Source organism: Maritalea mediterranea (assembly GCF_021568695.1).
GTDB lineage: Bacteria > Pseudomonadota > Alphaproteobacteria > Rhizobiales > Devosiaceae > Maritalea > Maritalea mediterranea.
The window spans coordinates 1566219-1581718 of sequence record NZ_JAKGTI010000001.1 but is presented as its reverse complement, the minus strand read 5'-3'; the positions used below and the strand labels follow the sequence as shown (position 1 = coordinate 1581718).

Annotated in this window: 12 protein-coding genes; 2 read left to right on the top strand and 10 right to left on the bottom strand. The window is 49.8% G+C overall.

The window, feature by feature from the left end; translation table 11 throughout:
* Position 1 precedes the first annotated feature (1 nt).
* Entirely contained in the window at positions 2-958 is a 957-nt protein-coding gene (locus L1I42_RS07635) for a sensor domain-containing diguanylate cyclase (protein WP_236113881.1), read from the bottom strand.
* Positions 959-1925: 967 nt separating this feature from the next.
* Here L1I42_RS07635 and L1I42_RS07630 point away from each other — a divergent pair.
* Positions 1926-3878 (top strand): putative bifunctional diguanylate cyclase/phosphodiesterase, encoded by a 1953-nt coding sequence (locus L1I42_RS07630; RefSeq protein WP_236113880.1) that lies wholly within the window; start codon positions 1926-1928, stop codon positions 3876-3878.
* Positions 3879-4809: 931 nt separating this feature from the next.
* On the opposite strand, the gene L1I42_RS07625 is transcribed toward L1I42_RS07630, so the two are convergent.
* Positions 4810-5166 (bottom strand): iron chaperone, encoded by a 357-nt coding sequence (locus L1I42_RS07625; protein ID WP_236113879.1) that lies wholly within the window; start codon positions 5164-5166, stop codon positions 4810-4812.
* Positions 5167-5309: 143 nt separating this feature from the next.
* Between L1I42_RS07625 and L1I42_RS07620 the strand changes: the two genes are divergently transcribed.
* The gene (locus L1I42_RS07620) at positions 5310-6011 is read left to right on the top strand and encodes a DNA alkylation repair protein (RefSeq protein WP_236113878.1); all 702 of its coding nucleotides are present in this window, start codon (positions 5310-5312) and stop codon (positions 6009-6011) included.
* A gap of 288 nt (positions 6012-6299) precedes the next feature.
* On the opposite strand, the gene L1I42_RS07615 is transcribed toward L1I42_RS07620, so the two are convergent.
* The 8 genes from L1I42_RS07615 to L1I42_RS16425 form a co-directional block, all read right to left on the bottom strand.
* On the bottom strand, positions 6300-7310 hold the full coding sequence (locus L1I42_RS07615) for an IS30 family transposase (protein ID WP_236113877.1): 1011 nt from the start codon (positions 7308-7310) through the stop codon (positions 6300-6302).
* Positions 7311-8335: 1025 nt separating this feature from the next.
* On the bottom strand, positions 8336-9157 hold the full coding sequence (locus L1I42_RS07610; protein WP_236113876.1) for an MBL fold metallo-hydrolase: 822 nt from the start codon (positions 9155-9157) through the stop codon (positions 8336-8338).
* Positions 9154-9930, bottom strand: a complete 777-nt coding sequence (locus tag L1I42_RS07605; RefSeq protein WP_236113875.1) for a TatD family hydrolase — start codon at positions 9928-9930, stop codon at positions 9154-9156. Before L1I42_RS07605 ends, L1I42_RS07610 begins: the two co-directional genes overlap by 4 nt.
* A gap of 14 nt (positions 9931-9944) precedes the next feature.
* Complete coding sequence (metG, locus tag L1I42_RS07600) at positions 9945-11495, bottom strand: methionine--tRNA ligase (protein WP_236114189.1); 1551 nt, start codon at positions 11493-11495, stop codon at positions 9945-9947.
* A 16-nt stretch (positions 11496-11511) separates the two neighbouring features.
* The gene (locus L1I42_RS07595; RefSeq protein WP_236113874.1) at positions 11512-12561 is read right to left on the bottom strand and encodes a DNA polymerase III delta subunit-related protein; all 1050 of its coding nucleotides are present in this window, start codon (positions 12559-12561) and stop codon (positions 11512-11514) included.
* On the bottom strand, positions 12561-13217 hold the full coding sequence (gene tmk, locus L1I42_RS07590) for a dTMP kinase (RefSeq protein ID WP_236113873.1): 657 nt from the start codon (positions 13215-13217) through the stop codon (positions 12561-12563). Before tmk ends, L1I42_RS07595 begins: the two co-directional genes overlap by 1 nt.
* 20 nt (positions 13218-13237) lie before the next feature.
* Positions 13238-14404, bottom strand: coding sequence for a D-alanyl-D-alanine carboxypeptidase family protein (locus tag L1I42_RS07585; RefSeq protein WP_236113872.1), 1167 nt, complete (start codon positions 14402-14404; stop codon positions 13238-13240).
* A gap of 59 nt (positions 14405-14463) precedes the next feature.
* Positions 14464-15387: a septal ring lytic transglycosylase RlpA family protein gene (locus L1I42_RS16425; RefSeq protein WP_439651474.1), complete on the bottom strand. Its 924-nt coding sequence runs from the start codon at positions 15385-15387 to the stop codon at positions 14464-14466.
* Between the last annotated feature and the right edge of the window lie 113 nt (positions 15388-15500).

Here is a 15500-nt window from a genome sequence, read left to right as displayed (position 1 = left end):
TCTATACAGCCTTGCAGACCTGATTACGCCCGTTATTTTTTGCCTGATAGAGCGCATCGTCGGCTCGACGCAAAAGATTCTCGATGGTTTTATCATCTTCTCTGAACTCTGCCACACCAAAGCTTGCGGTAATATTGACCAGTCCTTCGCCCTTTTGCGCCACCCTAAGCCGCGATAACGATTGCCGAAACTCTTCAACAACGGCAAATCCCTCATTCACTTTGAGCCCAGGCAACAAGAACAGAAACTCTTCGCCGCCAATACGCGCAAACATTGCAGAACTGCAGTTTCTAATTGTAGGGACGAAATCGTGAGCCATCTTCGTCACATCTTTCAGCACTGTGTCGCCCACCGCGTGACCATATGTGTCGTTCAGAGATTTAAAATGGTCAATGTCGAGCATGGCAATGGTGACAGGCGGAGAATTCTTTTGCTGCAGATACGATTCCGCTTCATAAAAGACATGGCGCCGATTATATGCTCCCGTCAATTCATCGGTAATTGAGAGTTTTCTTAATGATTGCTCCGCCCGCTTTTGGGCCGTTATATCTTGAAACAAGATTTGGATCACCGGCGTGCCCTCCCAGGGCAATCGGCCGGTGGTAATCTTGACCAGCCTATTTGTCTTGTCCCTAATTACGAGAACACTTTCAGTTTCCACGGCCTTATCAAACACATTAAAAGCCCGTTGCAACAAACTATCGACGGCCGAAAACTCGTCCTCCCTTATAAAGTCCAGAAAATGCCGACCAACCAATTCTGACTTTTGACTATACAATAATTCGCATGCCATATTATTGGCATAGAGAATGCCCTGTTGCGTATGAAACAGGAGACCGATCGGCATAGCATCCAGCATTGCACCCAACCGCTGTTCGGTGTCAAACAGTGACTCCTGCGTCTTGACGATCGTGTTTGCCGCGTCAATATCATCCGAAAATAGGTCGAACTCTTCCACGTTGTCTCGCATGATTGAGGACTAAATCGAGGAAAATCGTATCTCGAATTTCTTAAGAATTTCCATTGACCATTCAAAGGTCTTGCTAAGGTGCATGACGAGGCGGAAGTAAAGCAGATTGAAAGCGGAATAATCTAAGCAAATAATCCGCCCTGCTGAAGGTCGTAGCACGGTGTATTTGTGGGCACTGATATATCAGTACGTCGCCGCATTGTTTCGGAGTAAAATATTGCCTTATCTTTAAAGTATATGGGCACTCGGGTTGTGGGGGCTAAAGGTAGCCACCGACAAAACTAAGTTATACCGGTCCTTTGAGAGAAAAATATTTCTTTTATCACTTTTGAACGTAAAACTTCATTCTAAATTAATCCGGCATCTTGCAAGGTATTGGGGATGAGATGCTCTGAAGCTGGCAAATTCAAGGTGTTTTATGATGGCCCCACCTTCGCAAATAAAAATTTTCTGGCGAGAAAATGAAACGACCGACCACGTGGTCGGTCGGATAGTCAACATCCGACGGTCGGAATGCAGGAAAACGAATAAAGTCTTTTGTATTGAAATTGTGGACAAATCTGGATTGGCTCGCACAATCCCCACAGACTTGATTACCGAGGTTCTGGGTGCTGACGGAGCGCCCTTGATGCACTTCAAAAAGGGTGCGGGAATTTAGCATGCAAAGCTCATTCATTGTCGCAAGCATGTCCCGGGAAATTATACAAACTTTGGCAAAAGCTATTTTTGCCGGTGAATTCGACTTTTTGTGCGCTGCTCAGTGCGGTTTCTGTGGCGCGCCCTGTTTCTTCAATCCGTTTCAGCATCTGTTTGAGAAAAAGACGTGCACCAAAGCTCACTAAGTTTCTGGGCGATGGAAAAATCTAGGGTTATTCGCACGGACTTGAATGAGATTGTTATTCAATATTTTCGTTGAATTTTTTCATTTAGATAGTGGCGAATAATGGGGGGGTATATGTTGGCAGATGTTTACAAAAAGGCGTTCGATTACTTTTCATTCGCCAATGAAAATGACGAAGTTTTAATTGAGCGCTTACATGCGGCAAAGCGTCAAGTGCCGTTAATGTACTCGATTTTGATCGTGAACATGGCGGTACTGTGTTTTTGTTTATATGGGAATGCTCCATTTGTTTTGACCGTCCCTATCCCTGGAGCTCTCATTCTCGGTGGCGTGATAAGGATGCTCACATGGGTAAAGCTAGACATAAATCGACTTGAGGCTTCTGAAGCTCGGCGCTTTTTGAGAGGTGTATTTTGGTCACTTTGCGCTCTCATTTTGCTTCTGAATGCTTGGGCATTTGTGGTGTTTGTACAAGTTGATTTGGAGTGCAAATATCATATTTTGTTTTTCATGGTTTTTACCATAGCGGGCTGTATGTTTGGCCTCACTGCACTTCCTCAAGCTCCAATGCTAATTCTCTTCCTGGCGACGATACCGGCCGCAGTTTTTCTATTCCTGCAAGAAGAAAGAATATTTAGCGAAATTGCGTTCAACATGGTGATGGTCGTCACATTGCTACTTTCCATCATTAGCAATCACGATAAGTATTTTCGTCGCGAGGTGGAGAGTAGAGCGCGTTTGAAAAAATCGAATGCCAAAATGAATAAATTGGCGAACATAGATTCATTGACGAACGTGCCCAACCGGAGAAGTTTTTTCAGAAAACTGCAACAGGAAGTTGACGCTGGTGAAATCAATTCGACAACTGCTTGCTCACTACTCCTAATTGATCTCGACGGTTTTAAGGCGCTGAATGACCTTTATGGCCATGCATTTGGTGACAAAATTCTAAAACTGGTTGCGCAAAGACTTAAGGCTGAAATCCCGATTGACGGCTATTTTGGTCGAGTCGGCGGCGATGAGTTTGCAATTGTGTGTGCTGGCACCGATGTGGATGCCATCGGACGCTTCGCCCAAAAGTTGATGACCGCAATCAATAACCCGGCCGAAATTAACGGCATTATGCTCAAGCTTACCGCGACAATGGGTATAGCTTCTTACCCCAACGACTGCGCTTCTCGTGAAAGCCTATTTGAAGTCGCTGATATTGCGCTATGCCATGCAAAACAATTTTCAAGAAGTGAAATCGTATTTTTTGAAGAGGGGCATGCTGACTACATTTTGTCCACCGCTCGCACAACAAAAGCGCTTTCAGATGCAGATTTCTGTTCAGAGCTTTTGGTAAATTTTCAGCCTGTTTGGGATAGTAAGCATCAGACGCTTGTAGGTTTTGAAACACTTGCACGTTGGCACAGTCCGACAATTGGTAACGTGCCTCCAAACGAGTTTATTCCCATCGCTGAAACCACCGGAATTATTACCAAAATCACAAAGTGTATTTTTGAGAAAGCCTTGCGTGCGGCAAAGGATTGGCCAAACCACCTGAAAATTGGCTTAAACATTTCGGCGGTCGATATATTGAACCAAGATATTGTCGATGATCTGGTGCATCTGTGCAAAAAGCACGACATTGACCCCAAAAGAATAACGATTGAAATCACAGAAACTGCTGCAATTCAAAATTTTGAAGGGGCTATAGCGTGTCTAAAGGCGTTTAAAGAAGCCGGAATGTCCATTGCGATGGACGATTTTGGGGCCGGTCACTCCAGTTTGAGTTACCTCCAACATCTACCTTTGGATCATGTAAAACTTGATAAGAGCTTCGTTCAATCTATTGGCAGCGACACAAGAGGACGCCATATAGCATCTACGCTCATTGATTTATGTAAATCACTGCAGCTCGGCTGCATTGCAGAAGGCATTGAAGATCGGTCGCAGCTCGTCGAACTTCAGAAACTCGGATGCACAACTTTTCAAGGATACTTTTTTTCAAAACCAATGCTTCCCGATCAGACGCAATCCTTTATTGATGCGGCTGCTGAGGAAAAGGTTGTATTATTCTCGTGATGGAATGACGCGCAAAGTCGTAGCGGTCTAAGACTGGTTAGGCCGCCGTCCTCTCGACTCTATGAGACAAGGTGATGGCGGCTGAGGTAGTGCGGGGTATGCACAATGTACTTCTGGTTTTAAGCGCTTATGCGTTTGGCAGACGGACGATGTCGCGTCTTCGCTTGCTTTTGTGCCTTTATCTGTGACAGCGAGCGCCAAAAGATAACATATACGGCAAAATCGCCAGTATATCTCATAAATTCGTGAGGCGTATCGGCGTCGACTGTAACAACGTCGCCGGGCTGCATATCATATACCCGACCAGCTATTGAAATATCTGACCGACCACAAATTGCCATATAAATAATATTTACTCCGGGCGGTGCCGGGTAGCTGTTGGTTTTGGGTGTATAAAGGTGTACCGCGAGGGTTTCTGACGAAAATGCAGGAGCAAACCAAACACCGTCAGGCCACATTCGCGTAGGTGGTCGTGGAAGATCTTCGAGAAGAAGATCAAATTTGACATGCATATTGCCCTCTTCAAAACCGTTGTATGTTTTTTCGGGGATACTGCCAAACGTGTCCTAAAAGACAATGAAATTTAGCAGCTCTAAGCCCTAAAATTTTTACTGCGTTAATAAAGAATAAAATCGGGGAAGAAAGCACGCGGATTGTCTCGCGATCGAATGGATGGGTGGGTCATCCGGCACAAGCACGCGCCTACGATAGGTCTGTGTGATGGGACAGTAGACGTTCAAGCCAGTACAAGAGGTCGAAGCCTTTTCATCACATACCCCTGCGACAACTCGCCGAGCGTTCATGTTCGCTTTTGGCATAGTACGTCCATTGCAGCTTGGAGGAATTCAAAACAAATGGCACGAATGGCAGCTCTTGGGATGTAGCAGATTAATATGGTTACAAACAGTGAGAACGACGTTGAGCTTGAATTCTAGAGTTGAAGTTCCTTACGCGAGGAGATCGCCAGCTTTTTAACTAGTTCATCCGCAATGGGTTGACGAGTTGTGAAAGTCACGCCTGTCTTGCTCGCCTTGAGACCCGCACTGGTGATGTCTTTTTCATGTAATGCTATGGCACCTTTGCTGACATACAATCCGCATTGTTTGCTGAAGGCCGCATAGCCGGCGACAATTGAGCCCCCAATCGCAAAACCTGGCATGTCATACATAATTCGCTCTTCCGCGTCTGGGAGGGCTCGTGCCAATTGCTTGCGCACTTGCTCCAAAAGCGGACGGAACTGTTCGGGCGCTGCTGCTATATAATCATCATGATCAGAAAATCTTGGCATGAGATAGCTTAGGGCAATACCAATTATTTTTCAACAAAGCGAAATGCGGTCGAACTTAGTGTTACAATAATTTGTATGGCTGTTATGTCCATATCGAGCCATTAGGTGCATACTGAAAGCAATCAAGTGGCGAGGCGCACGGCATGAACAAGTTGAACATCCTTGAATTTTTGCAGTCGAACCAAGATGAACGTGGCATCGCGCATTGGCAAAAGCATGTCGACAAGTCTGGCGGCCTGAAAAGCTTCGGCATCGGCCTTACGCGATTGCGAAAATTTGCCAAAACTATAGGTCGCGACGCGGATCTCGCCGACGAGCTCTGGCACACTGACATTTATGAAATGAAAATCCTGTCGTTGCTTATTGATGACCCAAAAATGATAACCATCGAGCAAGCCGAGCGCCAAGTGGAGCAGTTGAATGGTGGATATTTGGCACATGTTTTTTCTTCTTGTGATGCGAAATTGGCGAAAACGCCTTTTGTTGTGGAGTTGGCAGATAAATGGATCGAAAGTGACGACCATCAACGAGTGCGTTGTGGTTACGGCTTGCTGTATGAAATATCCAAGGACAAGCGCAAGAGTGCACCTAGCGAGGGATATTTTCTTACCCACGTCGAAAAAATAGATAAGCGTTACAGCAACCAAAGCGTCAATGTGCTCATGGCGATGGCCGCTGCTCTAATGGGGATGGGCAAACGCACCGCGACCTTAAACGCAGCCGCCTTAATGGTCGCGAATAAAATCGGCCCAATTGACTTTGATCCAGATGGCCGATGCGATCCAATGGATGTATCGAAACACCTTAACGCTGAGTATGTTCAGAAAAAGCTTGGGTTGGTCTAACTTTTATAAAACCATCAAAGGGTCGGACAACTCATCCGCCACCGACGCAATCGGCACCCAGCAGACCAAAGTCAATTCATTCGATGAAGTGTTTTAACCTCTTGTTTGGGAGAACTAGATCCACCCCATTCAATGTCCGCTTTTGGGAATTGGGTCAAAGACAAAACCCTGATGCCAAATGACAGCATTGAGCCCATAACTACCGAATGTTGCTCAATGCCCGGATGGCTGTTCTCAATTGTCAACTTGTGTGACCGCTAAGTGAGGTGCGACTTTTGTTCTCCTTTTTTAACGCGTTCGTTCGGCTTGCTCCAGCATCTTTTCTTTGAACACTTCGGCAGGCGTTTTCCACCCAAGACATTTCCTCGGTGTTTGGTTGAGGCGATCACAGATCATTTTCAATTCATGATCTGTGATCGCTTTGAGGTTGATTTGGCGAGGTAGCCATCGCCTTATTCTTCTATTGGTGTTTTCTACCGTGCCCTTTTGCCAAGGTGCTGATGGATCACAAAACCAGGCTTGTGTCCCGATTTCCGATTGCAGGTGCGGCCAGGATACAAATTCGGTACCGCGGTCAAACGTGATAGAGCGGCGCGCAATAAAGGGGAGGGAGCCTATCGCTGAAGCGATCTTTTTCATCACAGGGTTTGTGTGTTTACTCGAGTTGCGCAACAGCACAGTAAATCGACTGACACGCTCCACAAGCGAGGTGACATTGCCTTGACCAAAATGTTGCTTAAACAGCATCAAATCGCCTTCCCAGTGCCCAAATTGACTGCGATGGGCGACAGCCTCGGGACGGAATAAAATACTGACGTCACGATGGAATTTAGACGGTAACTTCTTTCGCGCTCTACGGGGTAAGCGTGATTTGCGGTGCAGGGGCAAATACCACCATAATTCTTGTTCCATGCCAGTTTCAGAATAAATGTAGCGATAGATTGTTTCCTGGCAGACTCTTGGTTGTATGTTTTCAAAAATCATGCGGTTGGCAATTTGCTCTGGCGTCCAGCCAATTTTTATCTTCTCTACAATGCGGCGGCATAGATCAGGAAACTTGATCAGTTTTTGTTGCTGAGTACGTCTATTTGATGAACGCGTTTGTGCTGCAACCGCAAAATAGCCTTTCACATCTGGTAACTCAGGATCCAAAAAATAATTGCGTCGTAGCTCTCGAAATATTGTTGATCGGTGACGATTTAAGGTCTTTGCGATTTCATCAACAGATACGCGTGCATGGCGCCAGCGTTCAATCTTGCGACGCTCTTCAAGGGTGAGTTGCGAATAAGCTTGTCCCATGGCATAATCCCTCCGTTTGATAACTTATTGTTTTCAAACAAAAGTCGCACTTCAAGGTAGCGCACACCCGCTAACATACATAATTCGTATAATATATATTATGGAACTTTTATTGTATAGCTAATCCAATGGGTTGTCAGGGAAATACATTACGTCGCCACCTTTCGCTTGATTGTCGGCCAGTTCATTCTACCGCGTCGAGACTGACATGCGCCTCAAATCGCATTATGATGTCCTCATGAAACTGACGTCCAACATTTTTGCCAGCGATTTGTTTTTGCTGCCCACGGAAACGCATACCCAATGGCATTGATGATTTCTTGATTGTGCGCACGCCACACCTGCCTGATTTTTATTGGGGCAATTTTATGATTGTGCGGGACTCGGGTATTAAGAGACCGGCGCGATTGATTTCCGCATTCAATAAAGCTTTTGGCGACGCGCTTAATCATGTGGCGATTGTTTAGTATTGTGATGCGGCGCCAACATTTCAGCTCTTGGCTGAGTTTGAAGATTTGGGTTATGAGCTGGACACAACGTCTGGTTTGCATTTTCCGATGGCGCAAATATTGCCAGAAGCGCCAAAGCTAGAGACCGTTCGGTCGATTGACGGCGAAAAGGATTGGCGTCAAGTCTTCGCGTTTCAAGAGATGGTTTCCGGCGATGGTTACACGCTGGAAGATAAAGCTGTGCTCAGGAAGCGGCTTTGTAGTTTTACGTCGGCTTGTCGAACAAAAGCATGGGATTTGGCTGGGTGCCTTTGTTGGTGAGCGCCTGGTGGCGGATCTGGGCCTATTATATCATGATGGCGTTGCGCGGTTTCAGAATGTGGAGACGCATCCTGACTATTGCGGCCAAGGCTTTTGCCGCAGTCTGTTGGCGTTGCCATTCAACATGTGCGTGGCATTGATCCGACAATGGACATCATGCTGGAGGCCGATGCGGACAGCAGCGCTGAGCACCTTTATCGAAGGTTCGGTTTCCAGACGATGAAACCATTGTGTCTGCATTGCGCTTAGCTGAGACTAGCTGATCTCGATTTGCATACCATCAAATGCCGGCTCAACATGGCCTGGCGTTTCGTCCAGCACCTGCTGATAATCCAGATCAATATGCATATTGGTGAGCACGGCGCGCTTCGGCTTCATATGCTCAATCCAGTGCAACGCGTCTTCAAGGTTGAAATGGCTGGGATGCGGGTTGCGCCGCAGCGCGTCGATAATCCAGCACTCAAGCCCGGACAGCGCTTCATATGACGATTTTGGAATGTCTGATACGTCACAGGAATAGGCCAGGTTACCTATACGGAAACCAAGCGAGCGGATGCTGCCATGTTCCTGATCAAAGGCGGAGAGACGGATTGGTGCACCCTCACCTTCGATGGTGATTACGTCACCCGCTTCCATCTCATGGCCGTTCAAAATTGGCGGATAAGGGCTGTGGGGCGGGGCGCTAAAACAATAGTCAAAGGCGGTGTTCAGGCGCGCGAACGTGGCTTTGGAAGCATAGACGTCGACGCGTTTGCGATCATTCAGCGCCAGCACGCGCAAATCATCTATGCCGTGGGTGTGGTCTGCATGTTCATGCGTGTAAAACACGGCATCGAGGCTGGAAATACCAGCATCGAGCAATTGCTCGCGGATATCGCAACCGGTGTCGATCAACACATTGGTTGCGGGCCCGCCTTCCTCGTAGAAACCCTGCAGGAGCAAAGAGCAACGCCGACGCCGGTTTTTCGGGTTGTTGGGATCACAATCGCCCCAATGACCGCCCACACGCGGCACGCCGCCGGATGACCCACAGCCGAGAATTGTTGCAACAATTTTTGGCTTGTTGTGCTGGGTCACTTTACCGCCTTATTAAATAATCGATCGAAATTCTCGGTGGTTTGTTTGGCGAACGTTTCAAAATCTTGCCCAAGCTGTGTGGCCAGGTGCTCGGCCGTATGGCGCACAAAAGACGGCTCGTTGGATTTGCCGCGATGCGGTACCGGCGCCAGATAAGGCGCGTCAGTTTCCACCAGAATGCGGTCCAGCGGCAGTTTTTTTGCGGTTTCCAGGATAGAAGCCGCCGATTTGAACGTGGCAATGCCGGAGAACGACACATAGCCGCCCAGCTCAATGCCGTGTAGCGCCAGTTTTTCCCCGGCGGAAAAGCAGTGCAGCACAAAGGGGAAGCCCCCCTTCTCTGTTTCGTCGCTTAGAATCTGTGCTGTATCGTCATCGGCGTCGCGCGTGTGGATCACCAGCGGCAATTGGGTGATTCGGGCGGCCTCGATATGGCGACGGAACCCGATTGCCTGGGCCTCGCGCGGGGCGTTATCATAGTAATAATCCAGCCCGGCTTCGCCAATGGCGACACACTTTTCATAGGCGGACAGTTCCACCAATTGCTCAACACTGATGTCGAGCTCTTCATCGGCATTGTGCGGATGGGTGCCGACGGAACAAAAGACGTGCGGATATTTCTCCGCAAGTGCCTTGATTTGATCGAACTTTTTGACGCGGGTGGAGATGGTGACCATGCGCTCCACACGCGCCTCTTTGGCGCGCGCCATCACGCCGTCAATGTCGGCCTGCAGCGCGTCAAAGTCTAAGTGGCAATGGCTATCGACAAGCATAAAGTCGCGGCCTTCTATTCTTTCGCTTCATGTTCGAAACGTTTAAAGACAGGACTTGGTTGAGGCAAGTCGGTGCCGGGCTGTAACTTTTCAGCCTCGCTCATATGCGCAAACTGGCGCTTGTCGGCCGGAATGTTCAGCATATCCAGAAACTTGCCCGCGCCGATCGGCGTAAATGCCTGTGCCGCGATCGCCAGCCGGCGGATGGCTTCAGCGGTCACATAAAGCACCGTTTCCATGCGGGCCGGATCGCTCTTTTTCAGCACCCAGGGTTCCTGACTGGCAAAATAGCGGTTGGCATCCCCCACCCGTTGCCAGATGGCGCCCACGGCGTCATGCAACAAGCACTCGTCAATGGCGGTGCGGGCTTCTTCAAGCGCCGGGGCAATGCTGTCCAGCAACGCCTGGTCTTCATCTGTCAATTCACCGGGCGTGGGCACTTTGCTGTCGCAGTTTTTGGCGATCATGGACAAGGAGCGTTGGGCAAGATTGCCAAAATCGTTCGCCAGATCGGCATTGCAGCGATTGACGCATTTTTCGTGGCTATAGTCGCCATCATTGCCGAAATTCACTTCGCGCAAGAAATAGAAGCGGAAGGCGTCTGACCCGAATTCTTCAATTAGTTCAAACGGATCGACCACATTGCCGACGCTTTTGGACATCTTCTGCCCGTCCACGGTCAAAAAGCCGTGAGCATAGACTTTTTTCGGCACATCAATATCGGCGCTCATCAAAAAGGCGGGCCAATAGATGGCGTGGAAACGGGTAATGTCCTTACCGATCACATGCACGTCGGCGGGCCAGAACTTTTTGAAATCGTCGCCGTCAATATCGGGATAGCCGAGCGCGGTGATATAGTTGGTCAGCGCATCGACCCAAACATACATCACATGTTCCGGCGCATCAGGCACGGGAATGCCCCAATCGAAGGTGGTGCGGGAAATGGACAGGTCGCGCAGGCCGCCCTTTACGAATGAGGTGATTTCGTTCCGGCGCGCTTTGGGGCCGATAAATTCCGGATGCTGCTCATAGAAAGCGAGCAGCTTGTCGCTATAGGCAGACAGGCGGAAGAAGAAGCTTTTCTCCTCAACCCATTCCACGGGCGTGCCTTGAGGCGATATTTTTTTGCCCGCTTCGTTTTTGGTCAGCTCGCTTTCGTCATAATAGGCTTCATCGCGCACCGAATACCAACCGGCATAAATGTCCTCATAGATGTCGCCCTTGTCCTGCATGCGTTGCCAAATAGCTTGAGACGCCTTTTTGTGCCGCTCTTCTGTGGTGCGGATAAAATCGTCATTGGACAGGTTCAGCGCATCGGCCAACCGCAAAAACTGAGCTGAGTTTTCGTCGGCCAGTTCTTTTGGGGTGATTCCCCGCGCCGCGGCTGTTTGCGCCATTTTAATGCCGTGCTCGTCTGTCCCGGTCAGAAATTTGACATCATATCCATCAAGCCGTTTAAACCGGGCCATGGCATCCGCGCCCGCCATTTCATAGGCATGGCCGATATGCGGCACGCCATTAGGATAATGAATTGCGGTGGTCACATAATAGGATTTATCGCTCATAAGCCTCGGGTCTTGCTTAAACAGTTTGATGCTCATTCATCATGGCCGCCTGATTTAACATACGGATATGTTCGAGCACCATGGTGATGGTTTGTTTCTTGTCGAGATTGAAAATGGCCTGCTCGGCCACCAATTCCTGGGTCTTTTCCCATACCGTAAGGGCTTTGGCAAGCAGGGATCGCGGCGCATTCTGTGCGCTGAGATATTTCGCAATCGCCGCCACGTGATTGTCAATCATTTCCACGGCCAATTGCCAAACCTGTTCGGCTTTGGGGTCGCCCAGTGCCGCGGCCAACTCCAGCATGGCGGTTTCGCCATGTTGATCGGGCGCTTCCAACCAAGCAAATAGCGCGCTCAGCGCCGGATTGTCCGCCACTTCAAGGGCCTCAAATGCTTTGCGTGGCCGGCCTTTGGCAATGGTCAGGATTTGGTTGAGGTCGTCGCCGTCCATGTGGATGCCAGCCTGGTTCAACACCGCCTGCACATCCTGATCGCTGATCGGCTTCAGCGGCAGCAGATTGCAGCGGGAGCGAATGGTGGGCAACACACCGCCTACCCGATGAGTGACCAGCAAAAAGACCGCGTTTTGCGGCGGCTCTTCAAGCGTTTTAAGCAAAGCGTTTGCCGCGTTGGCGTTGAAATCATCAACGCAATCGACGATGCAAACACGAACGCCGGCACGCGCCGCACTGGTTTGAAAAAACTTCACCGCGTCGCGCACATCATTGACCGAAATCTGTGCCGCGAACTTGCCGGTTTTTGGGTTTTTCTGGCGCCGAATGACTTTGAGATTGGGGAACGCCCCCTGTTGCATCTGCTCGGCCACGCGATCTAACGGCTCATCGCCAGACTTGGCGAACAGTTGTCGCGCCACATGATAAGCAAAAGTGGATTTGCCGATACCCTTCGGCCCAGCAATCAGGAAGGCATGATGTAGCTTATTGGTGTCATAGGCGTGCAAGAGCTGCTCAAACTGGATTTGATGGCCAAACAGCGCGGTGGATTGCTCCGGCAAGGGCGCGTTGGACAATTGGTCTGCTTGCAGCTCTAGTTCCGTGTCCGCCATTAGTGCTCAAACTCATTGGCAAAACGGTTTTCCACGGCCTCCCAAATAGCGCTTTCCAGATCATTGGCGGACTTATCACCGTCGATTACCACAAATCGTTGGGCTTCCCGTTGGGCAATATCGAGGAAATTCTGGCGCAACTGGCGGTGCCAATCGAGATTTTCCTTTTCATAACGATCTGGCGGCAGGTCCAGCCCGTCCTCTGCCGCACGTTTGCGCACCCGTTCAAAGGCCAGTTCAGGGTCCATATCGATCAAAATTGTCATGTCGGGCTGGGTGCCATCAAGTGCCAGTTGTTCCAGTGCACTGATCAATTTGGTGGGCACGCCACCATTCAACCCCTGATAGGCGCGCGTGGAATCGTGAAAGCGGTCCGAAAGGACCCATTTGTCGCTTTCCAAATTGGGACGGATCATGGCGTTGACATGGTCCAGCCGCGCCGCGGCAAACAAAATTGCTTCGGCACTGGGGCCCCACTCTTCCGATTTGCCTTGCAGCAAAAAGGAGCGGATGGCCTCGGCCCGCGGGGTGCCGCCGGGCTCTCTTGTGCGCACCGCTTCAATGCCGCGCTTGTTAAGGTTGGCGACAAGGCGTTGAATTTGAGTGGATTTGCCCACCCCTTCACCGCCTTCAAATGTGATAAATCGCGCCTGCATAATGACTTTCTGCTTGCGGCCTATTTCAGCCAACCTAGGGTCAATTCTTTCAATGCGTCCGTTGCTCGCCGCACCAGATCGCCCTGCTCTACAGTTTCTGCCGCATAAAGCGGCGTTTTTTGAATCAGATTCTCATCACAATATACATGCAGATCGGCCAAATATTGACCGCGATCCACAGGAGGCTTGATGGGGCCCTGATAGACAATGCGGGCGCTGAGGCAGCGACGCGACCCTTTTGGCACATAAAGATCTATGGGACCATCGCCGATGAGGCCCACCGTGGGCACTTCGCCGCCATATACGCCAATTTCACCGATAAGCTCACCATCGTCAAAGGTCTCGAGCTTTTCAAAGGTACGCGTTCCCCACGTGATCAATTTCCGGGCCTCTTCCTGGCGCTGGCTCTTGCTCTCCATGCCGTGCAGGACCGCCACCAGTCGGCGCCCTCCTTCAGTTGTTGAGGCAACGATGCCATAACCTGCAGATTCGGTGTGCCCGGTTTTCAGGCCATCAACTCCAATCCCATCATCCAACAGCGTGTTGCGGTTGCGTTGATTGATGCCATTCCATTCAAACGCATCTTGAGCAAACATGTCGTAATATTCAGGATAGGTTTTGATAATGTAACGCGCCAGGTTGGCAAGGTCACGTGCCGTGACATGCATGTCTTCGTCGGGTAAGCCGGTAGAGTTGGTGAAATGTGAATCTTCGAGGCCAAGTTCTGCGGCTTTATCGTTCATTACGCGAGCAAAACTAGCTTCCGTACCGCCAATGGCTTCGGCCAGGGCAATGCTTGCATCATTCCCTGACTGGATGATCACTGATTTTATCAGATTTTCCACGCTGACTTTAGAATTGAGTTCGGCAAACATGGTTGAGCCGCCAGAGGCCGCGCCGCCCTCGCGCCAAGCCTTTTCCGAAATAAAGAACTCATCGGACATTTTAAGCTGACCAGATTTCAAACGATCAAACACGACCGCAATGGTCATCAGCTTGGCCATGGACGCTGGTTCCATAGGCTTGTCGGCGTTCTTCTGGTAGAGGACCGTGCCGGATTCATAATCCATTAGGATGGCAAATTCGGCGCGGCTTTCAAATTCAACCTGCGCAAAGGCTGCGCCTAAGAGACCAAGCAAAACCAACCCGATGGCACAAATGAATGTGCAGGCCTTCCTGAATAACATGGCAACTCACCTCCCCCTCGCCGGCACTGAACTGGTGCCAACTGATTGGCACCATTGCCTTATTCATATAGGAGGAATTCGTCTAGGCCAAGACTCCGGGTCAATTCGAGCAAATCTTGTTTGGTGACGCCGGGGCGCAGTGTTTCGATCAGCACGCCATACCCCTCACGGCCATTTTTTGTACCAGGAACAGTGCGGACCGCTGCAATTTGCGCAAATTCCATCGCCAATTCATGAGCGGCATTTGCATCAGTTTCGAACCCTAGAGTTTTATTGATGGTACGGGCTTCTAGATCCATACTCTGCTGCCACTGCTGCAAAGCACCTGCTTGTCCGGCCATTACGTTGGCAGCCGCGTGAGCGCCATTTACAACACGGCTAGTGTCTACGTAAGAGGAAAATTGCTGGTCATATGCCGCGTCAGCTGCCAATCCGCTATTGCCGCTTTGCAAAGCGCTCAAGTTGGTTCGCGACGGGCGGACAGGCACGGTTTCAGGCGCCAGCGCTGCTGTTTGGATGGGCGTCAAATTGTTTGGGTCGGCGAATGCAAGACGTGTACCACTGTTAAGTTCCATTTCAGTGGGTGTGTTGATGCTGGCCACCAAGAAACGTGTGTCGTCGCCTTCCAATGGTGCACGCCCAACATATTGGACACGCACTTTAGCCGTGCCCTGATTTTTGAATTTAAGCACATCTGCGGTACGGCTGGACAAATCAATTTCACGACCGTGGGCAAATGGCCCTCGATCGTTCACCCGGACGATTACAGAGCGTCCATTATCCAGGTTTGTTACGCGCACATAGGAGGGCAATGGCAATGTGGGGTGTGCGGCGCTCAAATGGTTCTGGTCAAAAATTTCACCATTAGCGGTCAGGCGACCATGAAAGTTTGGACCATACCAAGACGCGCGACCGACCTTATCATAGTTGGGATCTTCCTCAGGATGATACCAACGGCCAGCCACTTTATACGGCTTCCCCACCTGGTAACGCCCACCCCCTTTGCGTACATTCTTGCTAGAGGTTAAACGCGGAGACGCGGACACTCCATATTCAGAGGAAGAGAATTTCGTTTTGGTATTGATGTTATCGCTCA

Excerpts from the sequence above, each read along its gene's own strand:
- L1I42_RS07630 (WP_236113880.1), top strand. The coding sequence starts at position 1,926 with ATGTTGGCAGATGTTTACAAAAAGGCGTTCGATTACTTTTCATTCGCC.
- L1I42_RS07625 (WP_236113879.1), bottom strand. The coding sequence starts at position 5,166 with ATGCCAAGATTTTCTGATCATGATGATTATATAGCAGCAGCGCCCGAA.
- L1I42_RS07620 (WP_236113878.1), top strand. The coding sequence starts at position 5,310 with ATGAACAAGTTGAACATCCTTGAATTTTTGCAGTCGAACCAAGATGAA.
- L1I42_RS07615 (WP_236113877.1), bottom strand. The coding sequence starts at position 7,310 with ATGGGACAAGCTTATTCGCAACTCACCCTTGAAGAGCGTCGCAAGATT.
- L1I42_RS07605 (WP_236113875.1), bottom strand. The coding sequence starts at position 9,930 with ATGCTTGTCGATAGCCATTGCCACTTAGACTTTGACGCGCTGCAGGCC.
- metG (WP_236114189.1), bottom strand. The coding sequence starts at position 11,495 with ATGAGCGATAAATCCTATTATGTGACCACCGCAATTCATTATCCTAAT.
- L1I42_RS07595 (WP_236113874.1), bottom strand. The coding sequence starts at position 12,561 with ATGGCGGACACGGAACTAGAGCTGCAAGCAGACCAATTGTCCAACGCG.
- tmk (WP_236113873.1), bottom strand. The coding sequence starts at position 13,217 with ATGCAGGCGCGATTTATCACATTTGAAGGCGGTGAAGGGGTGGGCAAA.
- L1I42_RS07585 (WP_236113872.1), bottom strand. The coding sequence starts at position 14,404 with ATGTTATTCAGGAAGGCCTGCACATTCATTTGTGCCATCGGGTTGGTT.